The following is a 19,432-nucleotide window of genomic DNA, read 5'->3' on the forward strand; positions in this document are numbered from 1 at the left end:
ACTAGAGAGCCCATACTGTGGAAGGTGAGACCTAATGACCGGTCGACTCGGAATTGACGATATCCGCCCTCAGATAACTGGAGGCCGCTATCCAGCCAAGGCAGTGATCGGCGAGGTTGTTCCGGTATCGGCGCTGGCATGGCGTGAAGGCCACGACGCAATCGCAGCATCATTAATGGTCACCGGCCCCGGAGCTGAGGAAGCAATCGCTATCCGGATGACGCCGGAAGAACTAGACCAGGACCGAGTTCACGCCGTCTTCGTTCCCGATACCGCCGGTGTATGGACTTTCCGGGTTGATGCCTGGTCAGATGTATTCGCCACCTGGACCAATGCAGTAACCAAGAAACGCGCTGCTGGCCAGAGCGTAGAAGAACTGGCCAATGATCTCGCCCACGGCGTCGAGCTCTTTGAGCGGGCTCGCGCGATCGCTCCCGCCGAGGTCTCCGCTAGCCTCAGCGCCGCTGCTGCTGCACTGCGCGGTGAGTCGCTGGATCCGGCAGACGTCGATGGACGCCTCGCCCCAGCGTTATCTGCCGAGGTCACTGAGATCCTTAGCCGCTACCCGCTGCGGGAAATGCTCGAGCAAGGGCCGCAGTTCCAGGTCAAGGTCGAGCGACGCGACGCCTTGGTCAACTCTTGGTACGAGCTCTTTCCCCGATCCACCGGCGGCTGGGATGCAGAAGGCAAGCCGGTCCACGGCACTTTTGCCACCACTGCACAGGCGCTAGACCGAGTCGCCGCCATGGGCTTTGACACCGTCTATTTCCCCCCGATCCATCCGGTCGGCGAGGTCAACCGCAAGGGTCGCAACAACACCTTGACCCCGGAGCCGGAAGATGTCGGCTCTCCGTGGGCCATCGGCTCCGCACTCGGCGGCCATGACGCTTTCCACCCAGAGCTGGGCAACGAGGCAGATTTCCAAGCCTTGCTTGCCCGGGCGAAGGAATTGGACTTGGAGATTGCCATCGACTTGGCCCTCCAGGCAGCTCCCGATCACCCCTGGGCAACTGAGCACCGTGACTTCTTTACTGAGCTGGCTGATGGCACCATCGCCTACGCAGAAAACCCGCCGAAGAAGTACCAAGACATCTACCCACTGAACTTCGACAACAACCCGAAGGCGATCTACGAAGAGGTCTACCGGGTAGTCAAGTACTGGACGGATCTGGGTGTTCGGACCTTCCGCGTGGATAACCCGCACACCAAGCCCGCGAATTTCTGGGAATGGCTCATCGCCCGAATCCACGAGACCGACCCGGATGTCATTTTCCTCGCCGAAGCGTTCACCCGTCCGGCACGTCTCTATGGCCTGGCTAAGGTTGGTTTCAGCCAGTCTTACTCCTACTTCACCTGGAAGATCACGAAGAAGGAACTGACGGAGTTCGCTACCGATATCCGCGACTCTGCGGATATCGCCCGACCGAACTTGTTCGTCAATACTCCCGATATTCTCCACGAGTCGCTCCAAGTTGGTGGCCGAGCAATGTTCGCCATCCGCGCGACTTTGGCAGCGACCATGTCGCCACTGTGGGGTGTGTACTCCGGCTATGAGCTCTACGAGCATGAGGCAGATGCACCGGGCTCAGAGGAATACCTCAACTCAGAAAAGTACGAGCTGCGCCCACGCGATTTCGCAGCCGCAGTAGCTTCCGGAGACTCCTTGGAGCCTTACTTGGCGCTGCTGAATAAGGTCCGCCGAGACAATCCTGCTCTTCAGCAGCTGCGCAATCTCAGCTTCCATGAGGTCGATAATGACCAGATCTTGGCCTACTCCAAGGTTGATCCCATCACCGGCAATACCGTGCTCGTGGTCATCAACTTGGATCCGCGTAATGCCCAAGAGGCTACTGTCACCCTCAACTTCGCTGCCCTTGGTCAGCCGGCCGGAACGAATCTGCAGGTCCACGATGCAATCTCGGATGAGGTATGGACCTGGGGCGAGCGCAATTTCGTTCGTTTGATGCCTTGGGGCGATGTTGCACACGTCTTGGTCCTGCCTGAGGTACCCATCGAGCGTCGAGAAGCAATCGCTTGGCGCGAGATCACAGATTACCGGGCATAATCACACACCAAACTTCCCGCACCCACCCATCACACTCAGGTACCGTCAATGGTGTGATGGGTGGGTTTTTTCCTGCTCTCTGACGGATTGTACTTTCCACTTGTGAGGACTAACCATGAACGACGCCCCTGACGGCATCGACCAGAACCTTCTCATCCCCGGCCAGGACTTGGAGCGCCTGCGTAATTGCCAACACCACGCGCCCCATGACTTCTATGGCTGGCATGCGGTCGAAGGAGGTTCGGTCATCCGCACCCGCCAGATCGGGGCGAGCAAGGTCGAGGTGTTGATCCACAATGAGGAGCTCGAGGCTCACCCGATCGGCGATGATATCTGGGTTCTTGGACTCTCGGATGTCTATTCCCCCGGTTACCGCCTGCGCGTGACCTGGCCCAGTGGCGCCAGCACCTTGGACGCAGATCCTTATCATTTCTTGCCTACCTTGGGCAGCCTCGATCTGCACTTGGTCAGTGAAGGCCGCCATGAGCGCCTCTGGGAAGTCCTTGGCGCCAATGTCCATGCCTATGACACCGTCCTCGGATCTGTCACCGGTACCGCCTTCGCTGTCTGGGCACCCAATGCCTCCGGTGTTGCCGTGGTGGGCGACTTCTGCGGTTGGAATGCCTCTCAGTACCCAATGCGCTCCCTGGGATCTTCCGGAGTCTGGGAAGTATTCATCCCCGGCGTGGGTGCCGGTGAAGCTTATAAGTTCGCCATCCAAACCCCCGAGGGGCATCGCCGCGACAAGGCTGATCCCCTAGCTAAGGCGACTCAAGCTCCCCCAGAGACCGCCTCGGTGATCGTTGACTCCCGCTATGACTGGCAAGACGGTGAGTGGATTGCTGCCCGTGCTGGCAGCAATATCGATACCGAGCCCATGTCGGTCTACGAGGTTCACCTCGGCTCGTGGAAAGTCGATCATGGCTACAAGGAGCTGACCACAGAACTGGTCGACTACGTTGCTGAGCAGGGCTTCACTCACGTCGAGCTGATGCCGGTGGCCGAGCACCCCTTCGGCGGATCCTGGGGCTACCAGATCTCCGGCTACTACGCCCCCACTGCTCGCTGGGGCAGCCCGGACGAGCTGCGTGCGCTGATCGAGGCCTTCCACCTTCGTGGCATCGGCGTGATCGTTGACTGGGTACCCGCCCACTTCCCCAAGGATGATTGGGCTCTGGCGCGTTTCGACGGCCCCGCGCTCTACGAGCATCCCGATTGGCGCCGCGGTGAGCAGAAGGACTGGGGCACCTATGTCTTCGACTTCGGTCGCCACGAGGTCCGCAACTTCCTCGTTGCTAACGCTTTGTACTGGATCGAGGAGTTCCATATTGACGGCCTGCGTGTCGATGCCGTCGCCTCAATGCTCTACCTTGATTACTCCCGCGAGGAGGGCGAGTGGGAGCCTAATCAGTATGGTGGGCGCGAGAACCTCGAGGCGGTGCAGTTCCTCCAGGAGATGAATGCCACCGTTCACAACGCCTACTCCGGTGTCCTGACCATCGCCGAGGAGTCCACCTCTTGGCCTGGCGTGACTGCACCTACCCAGGATGGTGGTTTGGGCTTCTCGCTCAAGTGGAACATGGGCTGGATGAACGACACGCTGGAGTATTTCAAGCTGGATCCGATCCACCGCGAGTACCACCACGGTGAGGTCACTTTCTCCATGATCTACGCCTACTCCGAGAAGTTCGTCTTACCCTTCTCCCATGATGAAGTCGTCCACGGCAAGGGCTCCCTCTGGGGACGTATGCCAGGTGATGATTGGAACAAGGCCGCTGGCCTGCGCGCCCTCTACGGCTACATGTTCTCCCACCCGGGCAAGAACCTGCTATTTATGGGCCAGGAATTTGGCCAGACCGGGGAATGGAATGAGGCCTACTCCATTGATTGGTCCAACCTGGAAGGTTGGGGCCATGAGTTCCACACCGGCATCCAAAATCTAGTTAAAGATCTCCACTATGTTTACCGATCCCACCCCGCGCTCTACACCCAGGATTTCGATTCTTCCGGTTTCCAGTGGATCAAGGGCGACGCCGCCACCGAAAACCTCTTGGCTTATGTTCGCTGGGGCAATGACGGCTCGGCAGTTCTAGCGGTGGCCAACCTCTCGGGTTCCACTCATGCCAACTACACCATGGGTAGCCCCCGAGCTGGCCAATGGGAATTGGTGCTCAACACCGATAGTCACCGCTACGCAGGATCGGGTACTGAGCTTGATGCCACCGTAGCTACCGCAGATATCGGTTGGGATGGCTTCGATCAGTCCCTGAACCTGCACATCCCGGCCAACTCTGTGCAGTGGTACCGCTGGATCGGCTAGCTCTGTGATCTAGCGTTGTCCTCATGTGATCAGGCTGGGGACAATGAGCTTGCTCCCCCGCTGGAGCTCTCGCAGATAGAATGCGAGAGCTCCAGCGGGGGAGGTTTTTGCTTAGCTAACCAGAAAAATATCGCCCACGGAACGCAGGCGAGAGGATTTCTCGGGGTCGGGGGGCAAACCCGTATGGGCTAGCTGTTGAGCGAAGCGATCAGTCCACGCACCCGAGCATCGATGTCGTCGCGTACTAAACGCATGCGCTCAACGCCGGTAATTCCGCGAGTGCTGGGCTCATCGGTTACCCAACGCTCGAGGGTGCCTCGAGCTTCTTCAGGCAGCTCTAGGGCAGCATCAGCGCCGAGGATGACAACTCGATCGGCGTCGATAAGCAGCTGCGGGTCAACGCCCTTGGGCTGGCCGCCGGACATATCAGCACCAATCTCAGCGATGGCGGCGACGGATTCGGCATTGAGCTTGGTACCCGGTTTGGTGCCTGCGGAGTGGATCTGTAGATCCTCACCGGCGTGGTGCGCAGCCAAGGCCGCTGCCATCTGAGACTTACCGCCGTTGCCGACGCAGACGAACAGGATAGAAGGTTTGTTAGACATGGCTGGAATCCTTTTCCATGATGGTAGAAGAAGAAGCAGTTGCGGGGAGAGTGGGATCGCCGGGAAAAAGCTTCGGACCGACCCACAGCATGAAGTAGACCAAGGCCACTAGGACCGGTACCTCGATGAGCGGGCCAATGGTCCCGGCCAGTGCCTGGCTAGAGGTCGCACCAAAGGTACCGACGGCCACAGCGATAGCCAGCTCGAAGTTATTGCCAGCGGCGGTAAAGGAGACGGTGGCTGAGGTGGCGTAGTTAAATCCAGCTAGTCGGGAGGAGATCAGCGCGATAGCAAACATGATCAGGAAGTAGGCCAGTAGCGGTAGCGCCACTCGGGCCACGGTCCACGGTTGGCTGGTGATCTGTTCACCTTGCAGGCTAAAGAGCAAAACGATCGTGTACAGCAGGCCAATGAGTGCGAAAGGGGAAATCCTGGGTAGGAAGGTCGTCTCGTACCAGTCGCGGCCCTTGAACTTCTCGCCGAGCACTCGGGACAGCACTCCGGCTAGGAGCGGAATCCCGAGGAATACCAGAACAGAAATCACGATGGACATGATGGAGAATTCGGCATCAGTGACCGGCAGACCCAGCCAGCTCGGAAGGACTTGCAAGTAGAACCAGCCCAGTGCTGCGAACATGAGAATCTGGAAGACGGAGTTGACCGCCACCAAGACAGCAGCGGCCTCGCGGTCACCACAGGCTAGGTCATTCCAGATCAAGACCATAGCGATACAGCGCGCAAGGCCAACGATAATCAAGCCGGTGCGCAGTTCCGGCTGATCGGGCAAGAACACCCACGCCAGCAGGAACATCAAGGCGGGGCCGGCGATCCAGTTCAGTGCGAGGGATACTGCCATCAGGCGACGATCCGCAGCGATCTCCGAGGTCTTGTCATAGCGAACCTTGGCTAAAGGCGGGTACATCATTACCAGCAGGCCAAGAGCGATCGGCAGGGAGATGCCGCCGACTTCCATGGCTCCGAGGGTGTCGCCGATACCGGGGATAATTCTTCCGATCAGCAGACCGGCAACCATCGCGAGGAGAATCCAGGCAGGAAGCCAACGATCGAGGAAGGACATTCTGGGTGGGTGGTTGCTAGGGGTGGTCACGCGAGACCTTTCAGCAGTTCGATGGTTATCGATATGAAAGATACTCGTGTTATTGATAGTCGTCAATATATACTGGATAGCATGACCACCAGCCCGATCCGCCCGCTCGACGACCCTGCTACCTGTTGCTCATTAGGCTCAGGAGTGTTGAATGCTGAAGAAGCTGCACGCTACACCAGCCTATTCAAAGTTCTCGCGGATCCGGCCCGGCTACGGATCCTCTCCCACATCACCGATGACGGCTGCAATCCGGTCACTGCCAGTGAGCTGACGGTTATTTTGGGGTTGGGCCAATCCACCATCTCCCACCACCTCAAAAAGCTCACCGAGGCCGGGATGCTCGAGCGCCGCCGAGTCGGAAGAACTGTGCAGTACCACGTGCTTCCAGAGCTGTTTGCTGAACTACGGACAGTCCTGCAAACAGACTAAGCAAAAGCACCCGACTCTAGAACAGTGCACTGGCCATCTTCGTCCGCGCGGCGCTGACCCTGGGATCGGCGGCGTCGAAAAGCGCGAATAGCTCCAGCAAACGATCGCGCACCCGGGCCTTTTCTTTACCCGCAGCCGTGGTCATCGATGCAATCAGTCGATCAAAAGCCTGCTCCGGGGTGCCAGCAACTACCTCTGCATCTGCAGCATCCAATTGCTTATCGACGTCGCCTAGGTCCGCATCCGCAGCCATCACCGGATCTTCAGTGCGCCCGGCTGGGTTCAGCCTCTTGAGCAGCTTGGCGGTATCACGAGCCTGTTTGATGTCTGAGTTGCCTGGCTGGGAAGCCAAGATCTCATCATAGGTAGCAATAGCAGCATCAAAATCGCCGGCATTAATGGCGCTAAGCGCGGCCTCAAGCCGAGGGTCGGCTGGCGGTTGTTCTTCTGCTCCCTCATCCTGCTCGGACTCGCTCGATAGACCTTGGAGCTGCGGGCCTACCTGTTCGACCAACGCGCCGACCCATTGCGCGAGCACATCGCTGGGCTGAGCGCCTTCGAATTGCTGCACCGGTTGGCCACCAGCAAGTGCGACAACGGTAGGCAGTCCCTTAATGCCAAAGGCCTGAGCGATCTCCGGAGTGACATCGGCATCCACATAGGCAACGAGAAAAGACAATCCGCCTTGGGCAGACAAACCCTCCAGATCCTGCCGAAGCTGCTCAGAAGCAGGGCTACGGCTGGTTCCTACCAAGACGACGACGGGGACCTGCTTGGAGCGGTGGACGACATCTGATTCGAAGTTATCCGGGGTAACAGTAAAAAAGGCGACAATTCCCGACTGCCCAGCCGGGGCGGCTGCAGCTTTCTCGCGGGCTTCAGCCTTGGCCTTGACCTCAGCTAGATCGATGGCGCCAGAAACATAGCGGTGCGGGGTAGTCATTTAGCGCTCACCGCCTTCCAGTCGATCTTCCACTGAGCGGACCTTCTGGTGAAGCTGATCGCTATGGCCCGGGCGGATATCCGCCTTCAGAACCAGCGAGACTCGTGGGGAGACCGCCAAGACGGCATCGGTGGCAGCCTTGACCACAGCCATCACCTCATCCCACTCCCCTTCCACAAGGGTGAACATGGCATTGGTTTCATTGGGAAGTCCTGATTCACGCACGATGCGCACGGCCTCAGAGACAGCATCTGCCATCTCCGCGTCAGGAGTCGCCGTAGTGGCGGGGGCTACAGAAAAAGCGATAATCATATTTCCCAGGGTACTGAACAATCAGTGTCGTCGGTCCCAGCAATGCCGATGCCAATGACGACGATCTTCCGCTCCCCGGCCACTGTCTTTGGGCCAGGCGACAATATGAGCCACCCCGGGCGGAATATTCTGATTACAGCCAGGGCAGAGATAGAATTTGGTCGCCGCGGCAGCACCCATCAGCCGAAAGAGATAAGGCTCGCCGTGCGTCCATCGTGGTCCCTCAGTGACCTGGGTTCCATAAAAGCCCGCCCCATCGCTAGGCAGAGGGCGTGGGGCCTTGGTCTTACGAGTCTCCCGGCGGCTGCTTGATCTTCCAGGATGATTCTTTCTTCCCATTTAGAACAACCGCAGTTCATTGCTCTCAATGCCACGCAAACCCTGATAATCCAGAATGACGCAGCGGATTCCACGATCTTCAGCCAATGTGCGTGCCTGCGGCTTGATCTCTTGGGCTGCGAAGACACCTGAGACTGGACGCAGCAGCTCATCTCGGTTCAACAGCTCTAGATAGCGGCTGAGCTGCTCGACGCCGTCAATGCCCCCTCGGCGTTTGATCTCCACTGCCACACTCGCGCCATTGGCGTCGCGGGCCAGTAGATCAACTGGCCCGATCGCCGTTGGAAATTCCCGACGGATCAACTCATAACCCTCCCCCAAGGTGACGATGTGTTCTGCAAGTAGTTCTTGGAGATGGGCCTCGACACCGTCTTTAACTAGGCCGGGATCCTGACCAAGTTCCATAGCAATCTCGTGTTCTATCGACTCGAGAGTGATCCGCAACTGTTCGCCCTTGGAGTTCTCCACGATCCATAGTTGCTCACCGGTGTCCTCACCATCAGCGTCAGTGATCGATTGCTCTTTAAGAGTGCAGGGTGGGGTCATCCAGTTCAATGGCTTATAAGCACGGTCATCGGCGTGGATGGACACCGAGCCGTCAGCTTTGATCATGAGCAGCCGATTGGCCATGGGAAGGTGTGCTTCAAGCCGACCAATGTAGTCGACGGAGCAACGGGCGATGACAAGACGCATGGGTTACATGGTAACCGGAAGCTATTTTCCGTTGTGCCCGCGGGTGATCCTGTTGCGCAGACGATTGAAATCGGTGCGCTCTTGGCGGGCACTCGGTGCAGATTCCACCCAGGCAGTCAGCGCCATCAATCCGCGCGGATCAAGGGCCATTTCATAGTGATGACCATCTTGGCACAGGGTGGTAACTGTCAGCCGGGAGGTCATAAACGCGGACTCCGGCTCGGAGATTTGGCGGTTTTCATGAAAGTCCAACGATTGGCGGTTGAGCACTAGATCAGCCACCGGGGAAAGGGAACGAAGCTGGAAAAACTCCAATTCTTCGCCGTTATATCGCACCGAACCATGCCGCCATCCGTGGGCGCCAACAGCGGGCAATCTTCGCATAATAACTGAGGTCCCGCGGGAACGGAACATTAAAAACCGCCACAACGCGAGCGCAATCGCTACGACCACAGCGATAATCAGTACCCAAATCAGGATATCCACAAGTGTTCTCCTTCTGGAATTTAAAGCGCCTCCGAGGAGCGTTAGGTCTAGATTCTAGACCGTTAACCGACGATCGCCTAACAGTTCAATGACTACATCGATCAAACATGCAAAAAACACCGCACCCGCCTTCCAGTTTCTGGGATGGCGGGTGCGGTGTTGAAAAGAGCAGAGACGGTGCTTTAGGCGTCGGCCTTACGGCGTACGGCCCGAAGACCTGCCTCAGCGCGAGAGCGGGTCAGCTCGTCCGTGGACTGCAAGTCAGATTCAGCCACGGAGGAGTCAACCTCGTCGGCCCAGACCGCGTAGTCCGCGAGGATAGTGACCTTCTCCGGGGAAACGGAGAAGAAGCCACCCTGGACGGCTGCAATAAGCTTGTCGCCGTCGACCGGACGAATGGTCACGACCCCGTCCTCGACCAACTGGCCGAGCATGGGCTCGTGTCCGGAAAGCACACCGATCTCACCCTCGGTGGTCTGCGCGGTAACGATGCTGGCCTTTCCAGTCCAGAGCAAACGCTCCACGGAGACCAGTTCCACGGTGATGTCAGCCATGTGCGTCTCCCCTTACTTTTCGGTGAGCTTCTTGTAAGCGGCTTCGACGTCGTCGAGTCCACCAAGGCCGTTGAAAGCCTGCTCGGGGTAATGATCGAACTCACCATCACAGATACGCTCGAAAGCCTCAATGGTGTGCTCAAGTGAGACATAGGAGCCCGGAAGACCGGTGAACTTCTCTGCGACGAAGAAGTTCTGCCCCAAGAAGCGCTCCAGGCGACGTGCGCGCTGAACCGTAATCTTGTCTTCCTCGGACAGCTCATCCATACCAAGGATGGCAATGATGTCCTGGAGTTCCTTGTTCTTCTGCAGAATGCCGATCACGCGCTGCGCCACGGCGTAGTGACGCTCGCCGACGATCGACGGCTCGAGGATACGAGACGTCGAGCTCAGCGGGTTCACGGCCGGGTAGATGCCCTTGGAAGCAATGCTTCGGTCGAGCTCGGTGGTGGCATCCAGGTGGGCGAAGGTCGTCGCCGGGGCCGGGTCGGTGTAGTCGTCGGCAGGCACGTAAACGGCCTGCAGAGAGGTAATCGACTTGCCTCGGGTAGAGGTGATTCGCTCCTGAAGAACACCCATCTCATCAGCCAGGGTCGGCTGGTAACCGACGGCAGAAGGCATACGACCCAGCAGAGTCGAGACCTCAGAGCCGGCCTGGGTGAAACGGAAGATGTTGTCGATGAACAACAAAACGTCCTGGTTTTGAACGTCGCGGAAGTACTCAGCCATGGTCAGGCCGGACAGTGCGACGCGCATGCGGACTCCCGGCGGCTCATCCATCTGGCCGAACACGAGTGCGGTATCCGGGAGAACGCCCATCTCTTCCATTTCGAGGAAGAGGTCGGTGCCCTCACGGGTGCGCTCGCCGACTCCGGCGAACACGGACGTTCCGGAGAACTCACGGGCGATACGGGTAATCATCTCCTGGATGAGGACCGTCTTGCCCACGCCGGCGCCGCCGAACAGGCCAATCTTGCCGCCCTTAACGTACGGGGTCAGCAGGTCGATGACCTTGATGCCGGTTTCGAGGATCTCGGTCTTGCCTTCGAGCTGATCGAAGGCCGGCGGATCGCGGTGGATGCCCCACTGCTCGCCGTCGCGGCCAAGGCCTGGCTCGTCGAGGCAGTCACCGAGGGCGTTGAACACGTGGCCCTTGACGACATCGCCGACGGGAACCATGATCGGCTTACCCGAGTCCACGACCTGGCTACCGCGAACGAGTCCGTCGGTGGGGGCCATGGAGATGGCACGAACGAGGCCGTCACCCAAGTGCTGGGCAACCTCGAGCGTGATGGTCTTTGCGACTGCGGCGAGGGTGACCTCGACAGTCATGGCGTTATAAAGGGCCGGCAGTTCGCCGCGCGGGAATTCCACGTCGACGACCGGTCCAATGACACGCACGACGCGGCCGGCGGTAGACGCCTGCTGCGTGTTCTGCTCTGCGAGAGCTGTAGTCATTTTTTAGTCACTTTCTCCGCTTTCGGCGAGCGCGCCAGCGCCACCGACGATCTCTGTGATTTCCTGGGTGATCTGCGCCTGACGTGCCTGGTTGGCCACGCGCGAAAGGTCCTTGACCAATTCGCTTGCGTTGTCCGTCGCAGACTTCATCGCATTTCGACGCGACGCTGACTCAGAGGCCGAAGCCTCGAGGAACATCGCGAACAGGCTACGGGAGACATACTTCGGAAGCAGCTCGGCGAGCAGAGTATCTGCGTCCGGCTCGAAGTCGTAGTCCGGGCCGATAGTGCTTTCGGCGTCGGCCTGCATGCTCTCGCCCTGCTCGAAGCTCTCATCGATGGGGATCGGCTCGATCGGCAGCAGCTGGTGTACACGAGGTACCTGGCTGAGCATGGACTCGAATTCGGTGTACACCACGTGCACCTGATCGAAACCACGAACCGGAGTGCCCTCCGAGTGCAAGCCCTCACGGTGCTTGGCCTCGGACTTGGAGCTAGCGACAAATCCGTCGACGAGGTGGCGTCGAGCATCATGGGTGGCTTCCCAGGACGGATCCTGGGAGAAGCCGGTCCATGATCCAGCGACAGGGGCCTCACGGAACTTGTAGTAGCCAACACCCTTGCCACCGGTGACGTAGCGAACGACCTCGTAGCCGGACTTCTCGAGCATCTTCTCTAGCTCAGCAGCCTTCTTCAGCACGTTGTGGTTATAGCCACCACACATGCCGCGGTCCGAGGTGATCACCAAAACTGCGGCAACCTTGCCATCCTCACGCTCGTGGAGCATCGGATGGTCGAGGGAACTCGCCGACGCGAGACGCTCCATGACACGGGATAGCTCATGGGCATAAGGCAGTGATGCCTCAACCCGGGCTTGGGCCTTGGTGATACGCGAAGTCGCGATCAGCTCCTGAGCCTTGGTGATCTTCTTGGTCGAGTTGACGGACCGGATACGGTCACGCAATTCGCGAAGATTAGCCATGGTTCACATTCCTCCCTTCCTGATAGTGGACGGTTTCAGATTCGGGCATCAGAGCCCTACTTCTTAGCCGTCTTGCGGGAGACGTTGAGCTGAGACTTCTTGACCTCGGAGCTCGAGAGCGCATCGACATCAGCTTCGTTGATGACGTTGTGCCCCTCGGTGGTCTGGAAGGTACCGGCGAACTCGTGGTTCGCAGCCAGCAGGGCTTCCTTGGACTCATCCGAAAGAACCTTGCCACCGGCGATCTGCTCGTAGACCTGAGGGCAGTTCGCACGGGCGTACTCCTGCAGCTCAGTCTCGTAACGGCGGACGTCCTCAACGGGAACGACGTCGAAGACACCTTCGCCGGCGAGCCAGATCGAGACGATCTGGTACTCAACGTGCTGCGGAGCATTCTCAGACTGCTTAAGCAGCTCGACGAGACGCTGTCCACGCTCGAGCTGAGCCTTGGACGCAGCGTCCAGGTCAGAAGCGAAGGTAGCGAAAGCCTCGAGGTCACGGTAAGCAGCCAGGTCCAGACGCAGGGAACCTGCGACCTTCTTCATGCCCTTGGTCTGAGCAGCGCCACCGACACGAGAGACGGAGACACCGACGTTGATAGCCGGGCGAACACCCTGGTTGAACAGGTCGGACTCTAGGAAGACCTGGCCGTCAGTGATCGAAATAACGTTGGTCGGAATGAAGGCCGAAACGTCATTTGCCTTGGTCTCAATGATCGGCAGAGCGGTGATGGAACCCGCGCCCAGATCATCGGAGAGCTTAGCTGCACGCTCAAGCAGGCGGGAGTGCAGGTAGAACACGTCGCCTGGGTAAGCCTCGCGCCCCGGGGGACGACGCAGCAGCAAGGAAATCGCGCGGTAAGCCTCAGCGTGCTTGGTCAGATCATCGTAGATGACCAAGACGTGAGCGCCCTGGTACATCCAGTGCTGAGCAAGGGCGGCAGCGGAGAACGGTGCCAACCACTTAAAGCCAGCGGAGTCGGAGGCCGGAGCCGCGACGATGGTCGTGTAATCCAGAGCGCCCTGTTCTTCGAGCGTCTTACGGACCGCTGCGACAGTGGAGCCCTTCTGGCCGATGGCGACGTAGACGCAGCGAACCTGCTTCGTCTTATCACCGGACTCCCAGTTGGTCTTCTGGTTAAGGATGGTGTCGATGCAGACCGCGGTCTTGCCGGTCTTACGGTCGCCAATAATCAGCTGACGCTGACCGCGGCCGATCGGAGTCATTGCGTCGATGGCCTTGATGCCGGTAGACATCGGCTCTTCGACGGGCTGACGCTCGAGGACGGAGGGTGCCTGAAGCTCGAGGACGCGGTCCTCTTCAGCCTCGATGGCGCCAAGGCCATCGATGGGGGCACCCAAGGGGTTGATTACTCGGCCGAGGAATTTCTCGCCGACCGGAATGGAAAGGACTTCTCCTGTCCGCTTTACTTCGTCTCCCTCTTTGAGGGAATCGAAGCTACCCAGGACCACGACGCCAATGGAATTGGTGTCAAGGTTCTGTGCGACGCCGATGACGCCGCCCGGGAACTCGAGCAGTTCGTTCGCCATAACCGACGGGAGGCCCGAAACCTGGGCAATACCGTCAGCTGCCGAAATAACCACGCCGACCTCTTCACGGGAGGCCTCCGCGGAGTAGCTCGAGGTGTAGTTCGCTATCGCGCTACGGATCTCATCGGAGGAGATCATCAGCTCCGCCATGTTGTTCCTGCTCTCGGTTGTATCTTCCAGCATTAATAATAACGTTGTTTAGTCGTGTACTAGATCAGGTTCGACCGCAGTCGGGCGAGCTTGCCCGCCAGGCTGCCATCAATGATCTCGTCGTCAACGCGGATAGTCATACCACCGAGGAGGCTGGGGTCGACCTCAGAATGTATGGACACCGCACGACCGTAGATATGTCCCAGCTTGTCGGCGAGCGCCGCCTGCTGGCCATGGTTCAATTCTTCCGCAGAGACGACCTTTGCCACTGACCGATTCTGCAGCGATGCTGCAATATCAACCAAAGCGGCGACGTCGTCGATTGGGTTGTGCTCTGGGCGTCCGATGGCCTGAAGCGCTAGCGCCTCAGTAAACATCGAGACCTTGCCATAGAGCACGCTCGCCAGCAGTTCACGCTTACGCTCCACACCGGTGGTCGGGTCGGAGAGCAATTGAGTCAGCTCGCTTTCCCGATCTAGCAAGCGGGAGAGCCGGAACAGCTCATCTTCGACTTGGCCCAACTGACCTTGTCCCTCAGCGCCACGCAGAAGTGCGCGACGGCCAAGAGCAACCAGTCCCGTGCGGAACTCGCGCGGATTGGACCAAGCACGGACGGCGGCCTCGTCGAGCACCGAAAGAGTGCTATCAGAAACTTTTCCGCCGAACACTGCCCGGATCAATCCGGTACGCTGCTCGGATGCTGCCGCAGGATCAGCGACAGCGACGCGCAGTGGGCGGTCGGCGTCGAGGATTTCTACGGCCTCAAACAGTTCAGTGCCGGTTTTGGCGGACACTGCGACGGCATCGTCTGCACCGAGGACAAGACCGTCCAAGTGCGACTCAACCTGTGCTAGTGCTTCGCGGCTCGCTGCGTGCATGGCGCTCACTTTCCGGCCGGTGCCACGGTATCGAGATCGGACAGGAATGCGTCGATCGTGCCGGAACGCTTGGTGGAATCAGAAAGCTCGCCACCGAGCAGACGCTCGGCAAGGTTGATCGAGTTCTGTCCCATTTCCTGGCGAAGCTCCGCGACAACCTGCTCGCGCTGAGCTACTAGCTGCTTTTCTCCGGAGGCAACAATACGGTTGCTCTCCTCGGCTGCCTGTGCCTTCATATCAGCTTCAATGAGCTTGCCCTTTTCACGGGCCTGCTCACGGATCTCGGCTGCCTCGGCGCGAGCTTCGGCAAGTTGCGCGTTGTACTTCTCAAGCGCAGCCTTTGCTTCGGCCTGTGCAACCTCGGCACGCTGAATGCCACCCTTGATCCGGTCCTCACGCTCGGTCAGGACCTCCTGGAACTTCGGAAGAACGAACTTCCAGAAGATAATCAGGATAACCACGAGCGGAATGATGGACCAGACGATGTCGTAGCTCTTGGGTAGGAGGATTGAGTTGCCGCCTTCCAAAGGAAGGGTCTCAGCCTCCGCCGCAAGATAATTAATGACGTTCGTCATGAGTCTCCAGTCTTAAAGGGATGTTGTTTCCGCTCGGAAACTAGAACAGGAAGCCGGCAACCAGGCCGATGAGGGCGAGGGCCTCGACGAAAGCGATGCCAAGGAACATGGTGGTACGCAGCTGGCCGGCCATCTCGGGCTGGCGAGCCATGCCTTCGAGGGCCTTGCCCACGAGGATGCCGATGCCCAGGCCCGGGCCGATGGTGGCGATGCCGTAGCCAATGGTACCGAGGCCAGAGATGGTGGTGGTGGCGTCCTGAGCCAGGATGATCTCGTTCATGAAAGTCGTTCCCTTTCTTGGTGCCCGGTTCCGTTCACCGGGACTTGAAGTGATAATTCTGTGGGGTTTTTCTTTTTAGCCGCGAGGTTCGCGATTTGTCAGTGCGAGTCCGCATGCAGCGATAGCTCGATGTACACCGCAACCAGCAGAGCGAAGATGTACGCCTGCAAGAAGATGATGATGCACTCGAAGAGAGTGAATGCAATCGCTGCGACGGTGGTCACACCTGCCAACGCGGTCCAGCCGTTGAGCTGCCAGAAAAAGAAGTTCGTGGCGGAAAACAGCAAAACCAAGATGAGGTGCCCCGCAAGGAAGTTCGCCATAAGACGAAGTGCGAGAGTGACCGGGCGCATGACGAACGTTGAGAAGAACTCAATCGGCACAACCAGGATATGAAGTGCTGGTGGAAGATTCGGAATGACCAGCGAGGACTTCATGAATTTGCCGAAGCCATATCGCTTGGAACCCGCGTAGATCATCGTGACGTAGCCCAATACCGCCAAGACGATCGGCATGCCGATACGCGCGTTAGGCGAAATGTTCATACCAGGAATGATCGTCGGGACATTCGTTATCAAGACGATGAAGAAGATCGTGGCGAGCACCGGCAAGAACCGACGCCCTTCCTTCTTCCCCAAGATTTCTTCAGCAATGTTGATGCGGACGAAATCTACAGCAAGTTCTGCGAAGTTCTGCAGACCTGAAGGAACCAGCTTCGGGTTCCGGAAGGCGATAAGAAGAAAGACCGCGAGGATGGCCGTCATCAGCAGACGGATCAAAATCAGTCGGTCCATAGCGAACCACCCGTTGGCGAAACTCTCGAAAAGCATCTCCTCCGGGAAAAATTCTGAATCCAGGTCGGGTGGGTGGAATTCACCTCTCATGGACAGTGTTGTAACGCTCAGCGTTCTCTCCCGTGTTCGGGCCGTGTGGAGAGTCATCTCCTAGCACGGTGCGATGGACGTCTGAAAACTCTTCTGACACCACCACGGACTCCGTCGCACATCAGCGAGGCGGTGACAGGGGATGAACCTCAGACCGAAAGCGCGTCTCCGGAAATTTCCGGTGGATCCCACCAGAAACGCGCTGAACTTACCGGGGTAACCCGGATAGAAGCCTAGCAGGCTCCCGATCGTTTCTCGTGCACGGTTGAGACCTGCTTTCTACCCATCCCAGAACGAGGTTCCACCAATCGCCAAAAATGCGCCATATCAAGCAATTTCATGGTTTCGTAAGGTCAGTCACAAGGTGGCATAAAAGAATCAATGCGGGGGTAACCACCCCCGCAAGAATGCCCGTTAAGGCATAGCTCAATCAGAAACGTATCCGCGGCCTTAGGAATCCTCCCCCGCAGGAATCACAACGATTAGTTGATATAAGTCACCTTGGAGGTGATCACACCCCACACCTCAGTGCTCAGGACCACTACCAGCGCCAAGACCGTAGTTACGAGAAGTGCCGAGCGGTCGTAGAAGGTCAGATCCTGGATCAACGCCAAGACAATGATGAGTACGACAATTTTGAGCAGCCAGCCGCCCAGAACCACCGCTCCAGTGGTAGCTGGGTTGGTAAATGACGTTAAAAGAACACTCATGGCAGTTAGCAGCACGAAGCCACCACCGATAGCTGCGCCGATGAGCACACCCCAGATACCAGGAAGGCCGCTTAACCAACCCCAAATCATCAAAGACAAAACCGTGATCACTAGCAGCGCGATCGAACCAAGTTTCAAAGCTCGTAGGAGGGGACGACGTGGATCGTCATACTTCGAGCGTTCTTCGGGTCCGGCAGGATCAGCGGGTGTGTTGGCAGCAGAGGAAGTCACGACGGAAATCCTACCTGGGATGCTCCCCTACCTAGGTCATGGACCGACTTCCGGCTCTCTGGTGGCGACAATCCGGGTAGGCCGACTGTGTCGGGCTTTCCGCGCTTCTTGCAAGGGAATCCTGGTTACGAGGAAGGCAAGAACCAAACCGATGAGCGTAAACCCCACTGCGAATCTAGTTGGGAAGATGGAAAAGCTCACGGCGCCAAAGGCGACCACGCTCACCCACATGTAGAGGACCAATACCGTTCGCCGATGAGTATGCCCCAGGGAAAGCAGCCGGTGATGCAAGTGCAATTTATCGGCTTTGAAAGGCGAGGTTCCCTGGGCCAACCGTCGAACCACTGCCAAAACCAGATCGAGCACCGGAACAAAGATTGCAGCTGCGACCACGATGACTGGACTCATTAACGCCACAAAGTCCACTGTGCCGTAGAGCGACATGTTGATTTTTCCGGAGGCCGAGGTCGATGCCGCCGCCAGTAATAATCCGATAAACATCGAGCCAGAATCACCCATGAAGATTCGAGAAGGCTCGAAGTTATGAGGCAAAAATCCTAAGCAGGCCCCCACCAGTCCTGCGGCGATAATCGCCGGAGGATAGGCAGAAACTGCACCACCCTGATCATGGAGCACCGTCAATGAGAACAACAAGATGGACCCGCCGGCGATCATTCCCAAGCCAGCGGCCAAGCCATCAAGTCCGTCGACAAAGTTGATGGCATTAACTAGCGCGACGGTGAATATGGTGGTCACGATCGTGGCTTGAACTTGGTCAAGCACCACCGTGGTGCCTTCTCCAAAAGGCAGGTAGACCAGAGTCCACGACAACCCCAATACGCTGAGCAAGATTGCCGATACCACTTGTCCGATGAGCTTGGTGATGGCATCGAGCTCATAGAGATCATCGATGACGCCAACGATCACGATGGCAAATGCCGCCCAGATCACGGCATTCATTTCCGGGGTGATGGGCATGAATCCTCTGGTCAAAGCAGGAAGCTGAGCGGCGAGGAAAACTGCAGCCAAAAAGCCGGAGAACATCGCCGCTCCCCCGAGTCGCGGAGTGGGCTGGGTATGAACATCTCGCTGACGGATCTCGGCCACCCGGCCAGAACGAACCATCACCGAGCGAACGATTCCCGTGGCTAGGTAGGTGATCGCCGCAGCGACCAAAATAACCAGGCCCAACTCCCGCAGCGGGACGCCGGCACCCATCTACTTAGTGCCCCGAATAACCTCCGGAGCGACCTTTAAGACCTCACCGATACGTTCTGCAGAAATTGCCCCTTCCCGCAGCAGGTGCGGTACGGGTCCGGATAGATCAATGATCGATGAGGGTTCTCCGACTGGAGTTTGTCCGCCATCGAGATAGACTGCCACGCTCGTGCCTAGCTGCTGTTTAGCTGCAATGGCAGTGGTAGGCGGCTGGTGGCCGGAGATATTGGCCGAAGACACTGCCATCGGACCGACCTCTCTCAAGAGCTCGATAGCCACCGGATGCAAAGGCATCCGCAACATGACGGTGCCCCGAGTATCTCCCAGGTTCCACGGCAATGAGGGCGCCTGCGGAACAACGATGGATAGACCACCTGGCCAGAAGGCCTCGATCAATGCTCCCGCCTGAGGAGTGAACTCCCGGACCAGTCCTTTGGCGGTGTCCCAAGAGCCAACGAGCACCGGTACGGGCATATCCGGGCCTCGGTGTTTTGCCGCGAGCAAACTCGCTACAGCGGCGTTATCGAAGGCATTGCAGCCGATGCCGTAGAGGGTGTCAGTGGGCAACACCACCAGTCGTCCGCTACCGGCTGCTTCAACGGCCGCGCGGATGCCCTCGGCACGGGAGGCCTCGTCTGCGCAAGAGTGGATACGGCTCACAGG

21 protein-coding genes are annotated in these 19,432 nt (G+C 58.4%); 3 read left to right on the top strand and 18 right to left on the bottom strand.

The window, feature by feature from the left end; all coding sequences use genetic code 11:
- Positions 1 to 34 precede the first annotated feature (34 nt).
- Both C5L39_RS07690 and glgB read left to right on the top strand, forming a co-directional pair.
- Positions 35 to 2,065 (top strand): maltotransferase domain-containing protein, encoded by a 2,031-nt coding sequence (locus C5L39_RS07690; protein WP_123048317.1) that lies wholly within the window; start codon positions 35 to 37, stop codon positions 2,063 to 2,065.
- Between the two features lie 115 nt (positions 2,066 to 2,180).
- Complete coding sequence (gene glgB / locus C5L39_RS07695; RefSeq protein WP_123048318.1) at positions 2,181 to 4,385, top strand: 1,4-alpha-glucan branching protein GlgB; 2,205 nt, start codon at positions 2,181 to 2,183, stop codon at positions 4,383 to 4,385.
- Positions 4,386 to 4,573: 188 nt separating this feature from the next.
- Here the strand turns inward: glgB and C5L39_RS07700 are convergent, their stop codons facing one another.
- A complete protein-coding gene (locus C5L39_RS07700; protein ID WP_123048319.1) occupies positions 4,574 to 4,990 on the bottom strand; it encodes an arsenate-mycothiol transferase ArsC in 417 nt (138 codons plus the stop codon).
- The gene (arsB, locus tag C5L39_RS07705) at positions 4,983 to 6,068 is read right to left on the bottom strand and encodes an ACR3 family arsenite efflux transporter (RefSeq protein ID WP_123048597.1); all 1,086 of its coding nucleotides are present in this window, start codon (positions 6,066 to 6,068) and stop codon (positions 4,983 to 4,985) included. Before arsB ends, C5L39_RS07700 begins: the two co-directional genes overlap by 8 nt.
- Positions 6,069 to 6,179: 111 nt before the next feature.
- Here arsB and C5L39_RS07710 point away from each other — a divergent pair, with 111 nt between their 5' ends.
- Positions 6,180 to 6,527, top strand: a complete 348-nt coding sequence (locus tag C5L39_RS07710; protein ID WP_123048320.1) for an ArsR/SmtB family transcription factor — start codon at positions 6,180 to 6,182, stop codon at positions 6,525 to 6,527.
- Positions 6,528 to 6,543: 16 nt separating this feature from the next.
- On the opposite strand, the gene C5L39_RS07715 is transcribed toward C5L39_RS07710, so the two are convergent.
- The 16 genes from C5L39_RS07715 to C5L39_RS07790 form a co-directional block, all read right to left on the bottom strand.
- Positions 6,544 to 7,470: a tetratricopeptide repeat protein gene (locus C5L39_RS07715; protein WP_123048321.1), complete on the bottom strand. Its 927-nt coding sequence runs from the start codon at positions 7,468 to 7,470 to the stop codon at positions 6,544 to 6,546.
- Positions 7,471 to 7,782 (bottom strand): thiamine-binding protein, encoded by a 312-nt coding sequence (locus C5L39_RS07720; protein WP_123048322.1) that lies wholly within the window; start codon positions 7,780 to 7,782, stop codon positions 7,471 to 7,473.
- A 21-nt stretch (positions 7,783 to 7,803) separates the two neighbouring features.
- Entirely contained in the window at positions 7,804 to 8,121 is a 318-nt protein-coding gene (locus C5L39_RS10885; RefSeq protein WP_245974937.1) for a hypothetical protein, read from the bottom strand.
- Positions 8,122 to 8,814: an endonuclease NucS gene (gene nucS / locus C5L39_RS07730; RefSeq protein WP_123048323.1), complete on the bottom strand. Its 693-nt coding sequence runs from the start codon at positions 8,812 to 8,814 to the stop codon at positions 8,122 to 8,124. It abuts the gene before it with no gap.
- A gap of 21 nt (positions 8,815 to 8,835) precedes the next feature.
- Positions 8,836 to 9,300, bottom strand: coding sequence for a DUF2550 domain-containing protein (locus C5L39_RS07735; protein ID WP_123048324.1), 465 nt, complete (start codon positions 9,298 to 9,300; stop codon positions 8,836 to 8,838).
- A gap of 182 nt (positions 9,301 to 9,482) precedes the next feature.
- Positions 9,483 to 9,854: a F0F1 ATP synthase subunit epsilon gene (locus C5L39_RS07740; protein ID WP_123048325.1), complete on the bottom strand. Its 372-nt coding sequence runs from the start codon at positions 9,852 to 9,854 to the stop codon at positions 9,483 to 9,485.
- A gap of 12 nt (positions 9,855 to 9,866) precedes the next feature.
- On the bottom strand, positions 9,867 to 11,312 hold the full coding sequence (gene atpD / locus C5L39_RS07745) for a F0F1 ATP synthase subunit beta (RefSeq protein ID WP_123048326.1): 1,446 nt from the start codon (positions 11,310 to 11,312) through the stop codon (positions 9,867 to 9,869).
- Positions 11,313 to 11,315: 3 nt separating this feature from the next.
- On the bottom strand, positions 11,316 to 12,293 hold the full coding sequence (locus tag C5L39_RS07750) for a F0F1 ATP synthase subunit gamma (protein WP_123048327.1): 978 nt from the start codon (positions 12,291 to 12,293) through the stop codon (positions 11,316 to 11,318).
- A 56-nt stretch (positions 12,294 to 12,349) separates the two neighbouring features.
- Entirely contained in the window at positions 12,350 to 13,993 is a 1,644-nt protein-coding gene (atpA, locus tag C5L39_RS07755) for a F0F1 ATP synthase subunit alpha (protein ID WP_123048328.1), read from the bottom strand.
- A 59-nt stretch (positions 13,994 to 14,052) separates the two neighbouring features.
- Positions 14,053 to 14,871 carry a F0F1 ATP synthase subunit delta gene (locus tag C5L39_RS07760; RefSeq protein ID WP_123048329.1) on the bottom strand — a complete coding sequence of 273 codons (819 nt, stop codon included), beginning with the start codon at positions 14,869 to 14,871 and terminating at the stop codon, positions 14,053 to 14,055.
- Positions 14,872 to 14,876: 5 nt separating this feature from the next.
- Positions 14,877 to 15,446: a F0F1 ATP synthase subunit B gene (locus C5L39_RS07765; protein WP_123048330.1), complete on the bottom strand. Its 570-nt coding sequence runs from the start codon at positions 15,444 to 15,446 to the stop codon at positions 14,877 to 14,879.
- A 40-nt stretch (positions 15,447 to 15,486) separates the two neighbouring features.
- Entirely contained in the window at positions 15,487 to 15,726 is a 240-nt protein-coding gene (locus C5L39_RS07770) for an ATP synthase F0 subunit C (RefSeq protein WP_123048331.1), read from the bottom strand.
- Between the two features lie 98 nt (positions 15,727 to 15,824).
- Entirely contained in the window at positions 15,825 to 16,610 is a 786-nt protein-coding gene (atpB, locus tag C5L39_RS07775) for a F0F1 ATP synthase subunit A (RefSeq protein WP_123048332.1), read from the bottom strand.
- 482 nt (positions 16,611 to 17,092) lie between these two features.
- The gene (locus C5L39_RS07780; protein ID WP_123048333.1) at positions 17,093 to 17,551 is read right to left on the bottom strand and encodes a Cg1360 family ATP-synthase-associated protein; all 459 of its coding nucleotides are present in this window, start codon (positions 17,549 to 17,551) and stop codon (positions 17,093 to 17,095) included.
- Positions 17,552 to 17,587: 36 nt separating this feature from the next.
- Positions 17,588 to 18,769 carry an MraY family glycosyltransferase gene (locus C5L39_RS07785; RefSeq protein WP_123048334.1) on the bottom strand — a complete coding sequence of 394 codons (1,182 nt, stop codon included), beginning with the start codon at positions 18,767 to 18,769 and terminating at the stop codon, positions 17,588 to 17,590.
- Entirely contained in the window at positions 18,770 to 19,429 is a 660-nt protein-coding gene (locus tag C5L39_RS07790; RefSeq protein WP_123048335.1) for an L-threonylcarbamoyladenylate synthase, read from the bottom strand.
- Positions 19,430 to 19,432: the final 3 nt, after the last annotated feature.

Source organism: Corynebacterium alimapuense (genome assembly GCF_003716585.1).
In the GTDB taxonomy this organism is placed as follows: domain Bacteria; phylum Actinomycetota; class Actinomycetes; order Mycobacteriales; family Mycobacteriaceae; genus Corynebacterium; species Corynebacterium alimapuense.

What these genes read in the sequence shown, in the direction of transcription:
- C5L39_RS07690 (WP_123048317.1), top strand. Translation starts at nt 35, where the DNA reads ATGACCGGTCGACTCGGAATTGACGATATCCGCCCTCAGATAACTGGA.
- glgB (WP_123048318.1), top strand. Translation starts at nt 2,181, where the DNA reads ATGAACGACGCCCCTGACGGCATCGACCAGAACCTTCTCATCCCCGGC.
- C5L39_RS07700 (WP_123048319.1), bottom strand. Translation starts at nt 4,990, where the DNA reads ATGTCTAACAAACCTTCTATCCTGTTCGTCTGCGTCGGCAACGGCGGT.
- arsB (WP_123048597.1), bottom strand. Translation starts at nt 6,068, where the DNA reads ATGTCCTTCCTCGATCGTTGGCTTCCTGCCTGGATTCTCCTCGCGATG.
- C5L39_RS07710 (WP_123048320.1), top strand. Translation starts at nt 6,180, where the DNA reads ATGACCACCAGCCCGATCCGCCCGCTCGACGACCCTGCTACCTGTTGC.
- C5L39_RS07715 (WP_123048321.1), bottom strand. Translation starts at nt 7,470, where the DNA reads ATGACTACCCCGCACCGCTATGTTTCTGGCGCCATCGATCTAGCTGAG.
- C5L39_RS07720 (WP_123048322.1), bottom strand. Translation starts at nt 7,782, where the DNA reads ATGATTATCGCTTTTTCTGTAGCCCCCGCCACTACGGCGACTCCTGAC.
- C5L39_RS10885 (WP_245974937.1), bottom strand. Translation starts at nt 8,121, where the DNA reads ATGGGAAGAAAGAATCATCCTGGAAGATCAAGCAGCCGCCGGGAGACT.
- nucS (WP_123048323.1), bottom strand. Translation starts at nt 8,814, where the DNA reads ATGCGTCTTGTCATCGCCCGTTGCTCCGTCGACTACATTGGTCGGCTT.
- C5L39_RS07740 (WP_123048325.1), bottom strand. Translation starts at nt 9,854, where the DNA reads ATGGCTGACATCACCGTGGAACTGGTCTCCGTGGAGCGTTTGCTCTGG.
- atpD (WP_123048326.1), bottom strand. Translation starts at nt 11,312, where the DNA reads ATGACTACAGCTCTCGCAGAGCAGAACACGCAGCAGGCGTCTACCGCC.
- C5L39_RS07750 (WP_123048327.1), bottom strand. Translation starts at nt 12,293, where the DNA reads ATGGCTAATCTTCGCGAATTGCGTGACCGTATCCGGTCCGTCAACTCG.
- atpA (WP_123048328.1), bottom strand. Translation starts at nt 13,993, where the DNA reads ATGGCGGAGCTGATGATCTCCTCCGATGAGATCCGTAGCGCGATAGCG.
- C5L39_RS07760 (WP_123048329.1), bottom strand. Translation starts at nt 14,871, where the DNA reads ATGCACGCAGCGAGCCGCGAAGCACTAGCACAGGTTGAGTCGCACTTG.
- C5L39_RS07765 (WP_123048330.1), bottom strand. Translation starts at nt 15,446, where the DNA reads ATGACGAACGTCATTAATTATCTTGCGGCGGAGGCTGAGACCCTTCCT.
- C5L39_RS07770 (WP_123048331.1), bottom strand. Translation starts at nt 15,726, where the DNA reads ATGAACGAGATCATCCTGGCTCAGGACGCCACCACCACCATCTCTGGC.
- atpB (WP_123048332.1), bottom strand. Translation starts at nt 16,610, where the DNA reads ATGAGAGGTGAATTCCACCCACCCGACCTGGATTCAGAATTTTTCCCG.
- C5L39_RS07785 (WP_123048334.1), bottom strand. Translation starts at nt 18,769, where the DNA reads ATGGGTGCCGGCGTCCCGCTGCGGGAGTTGGGCCTGGTTATTTTGGTC.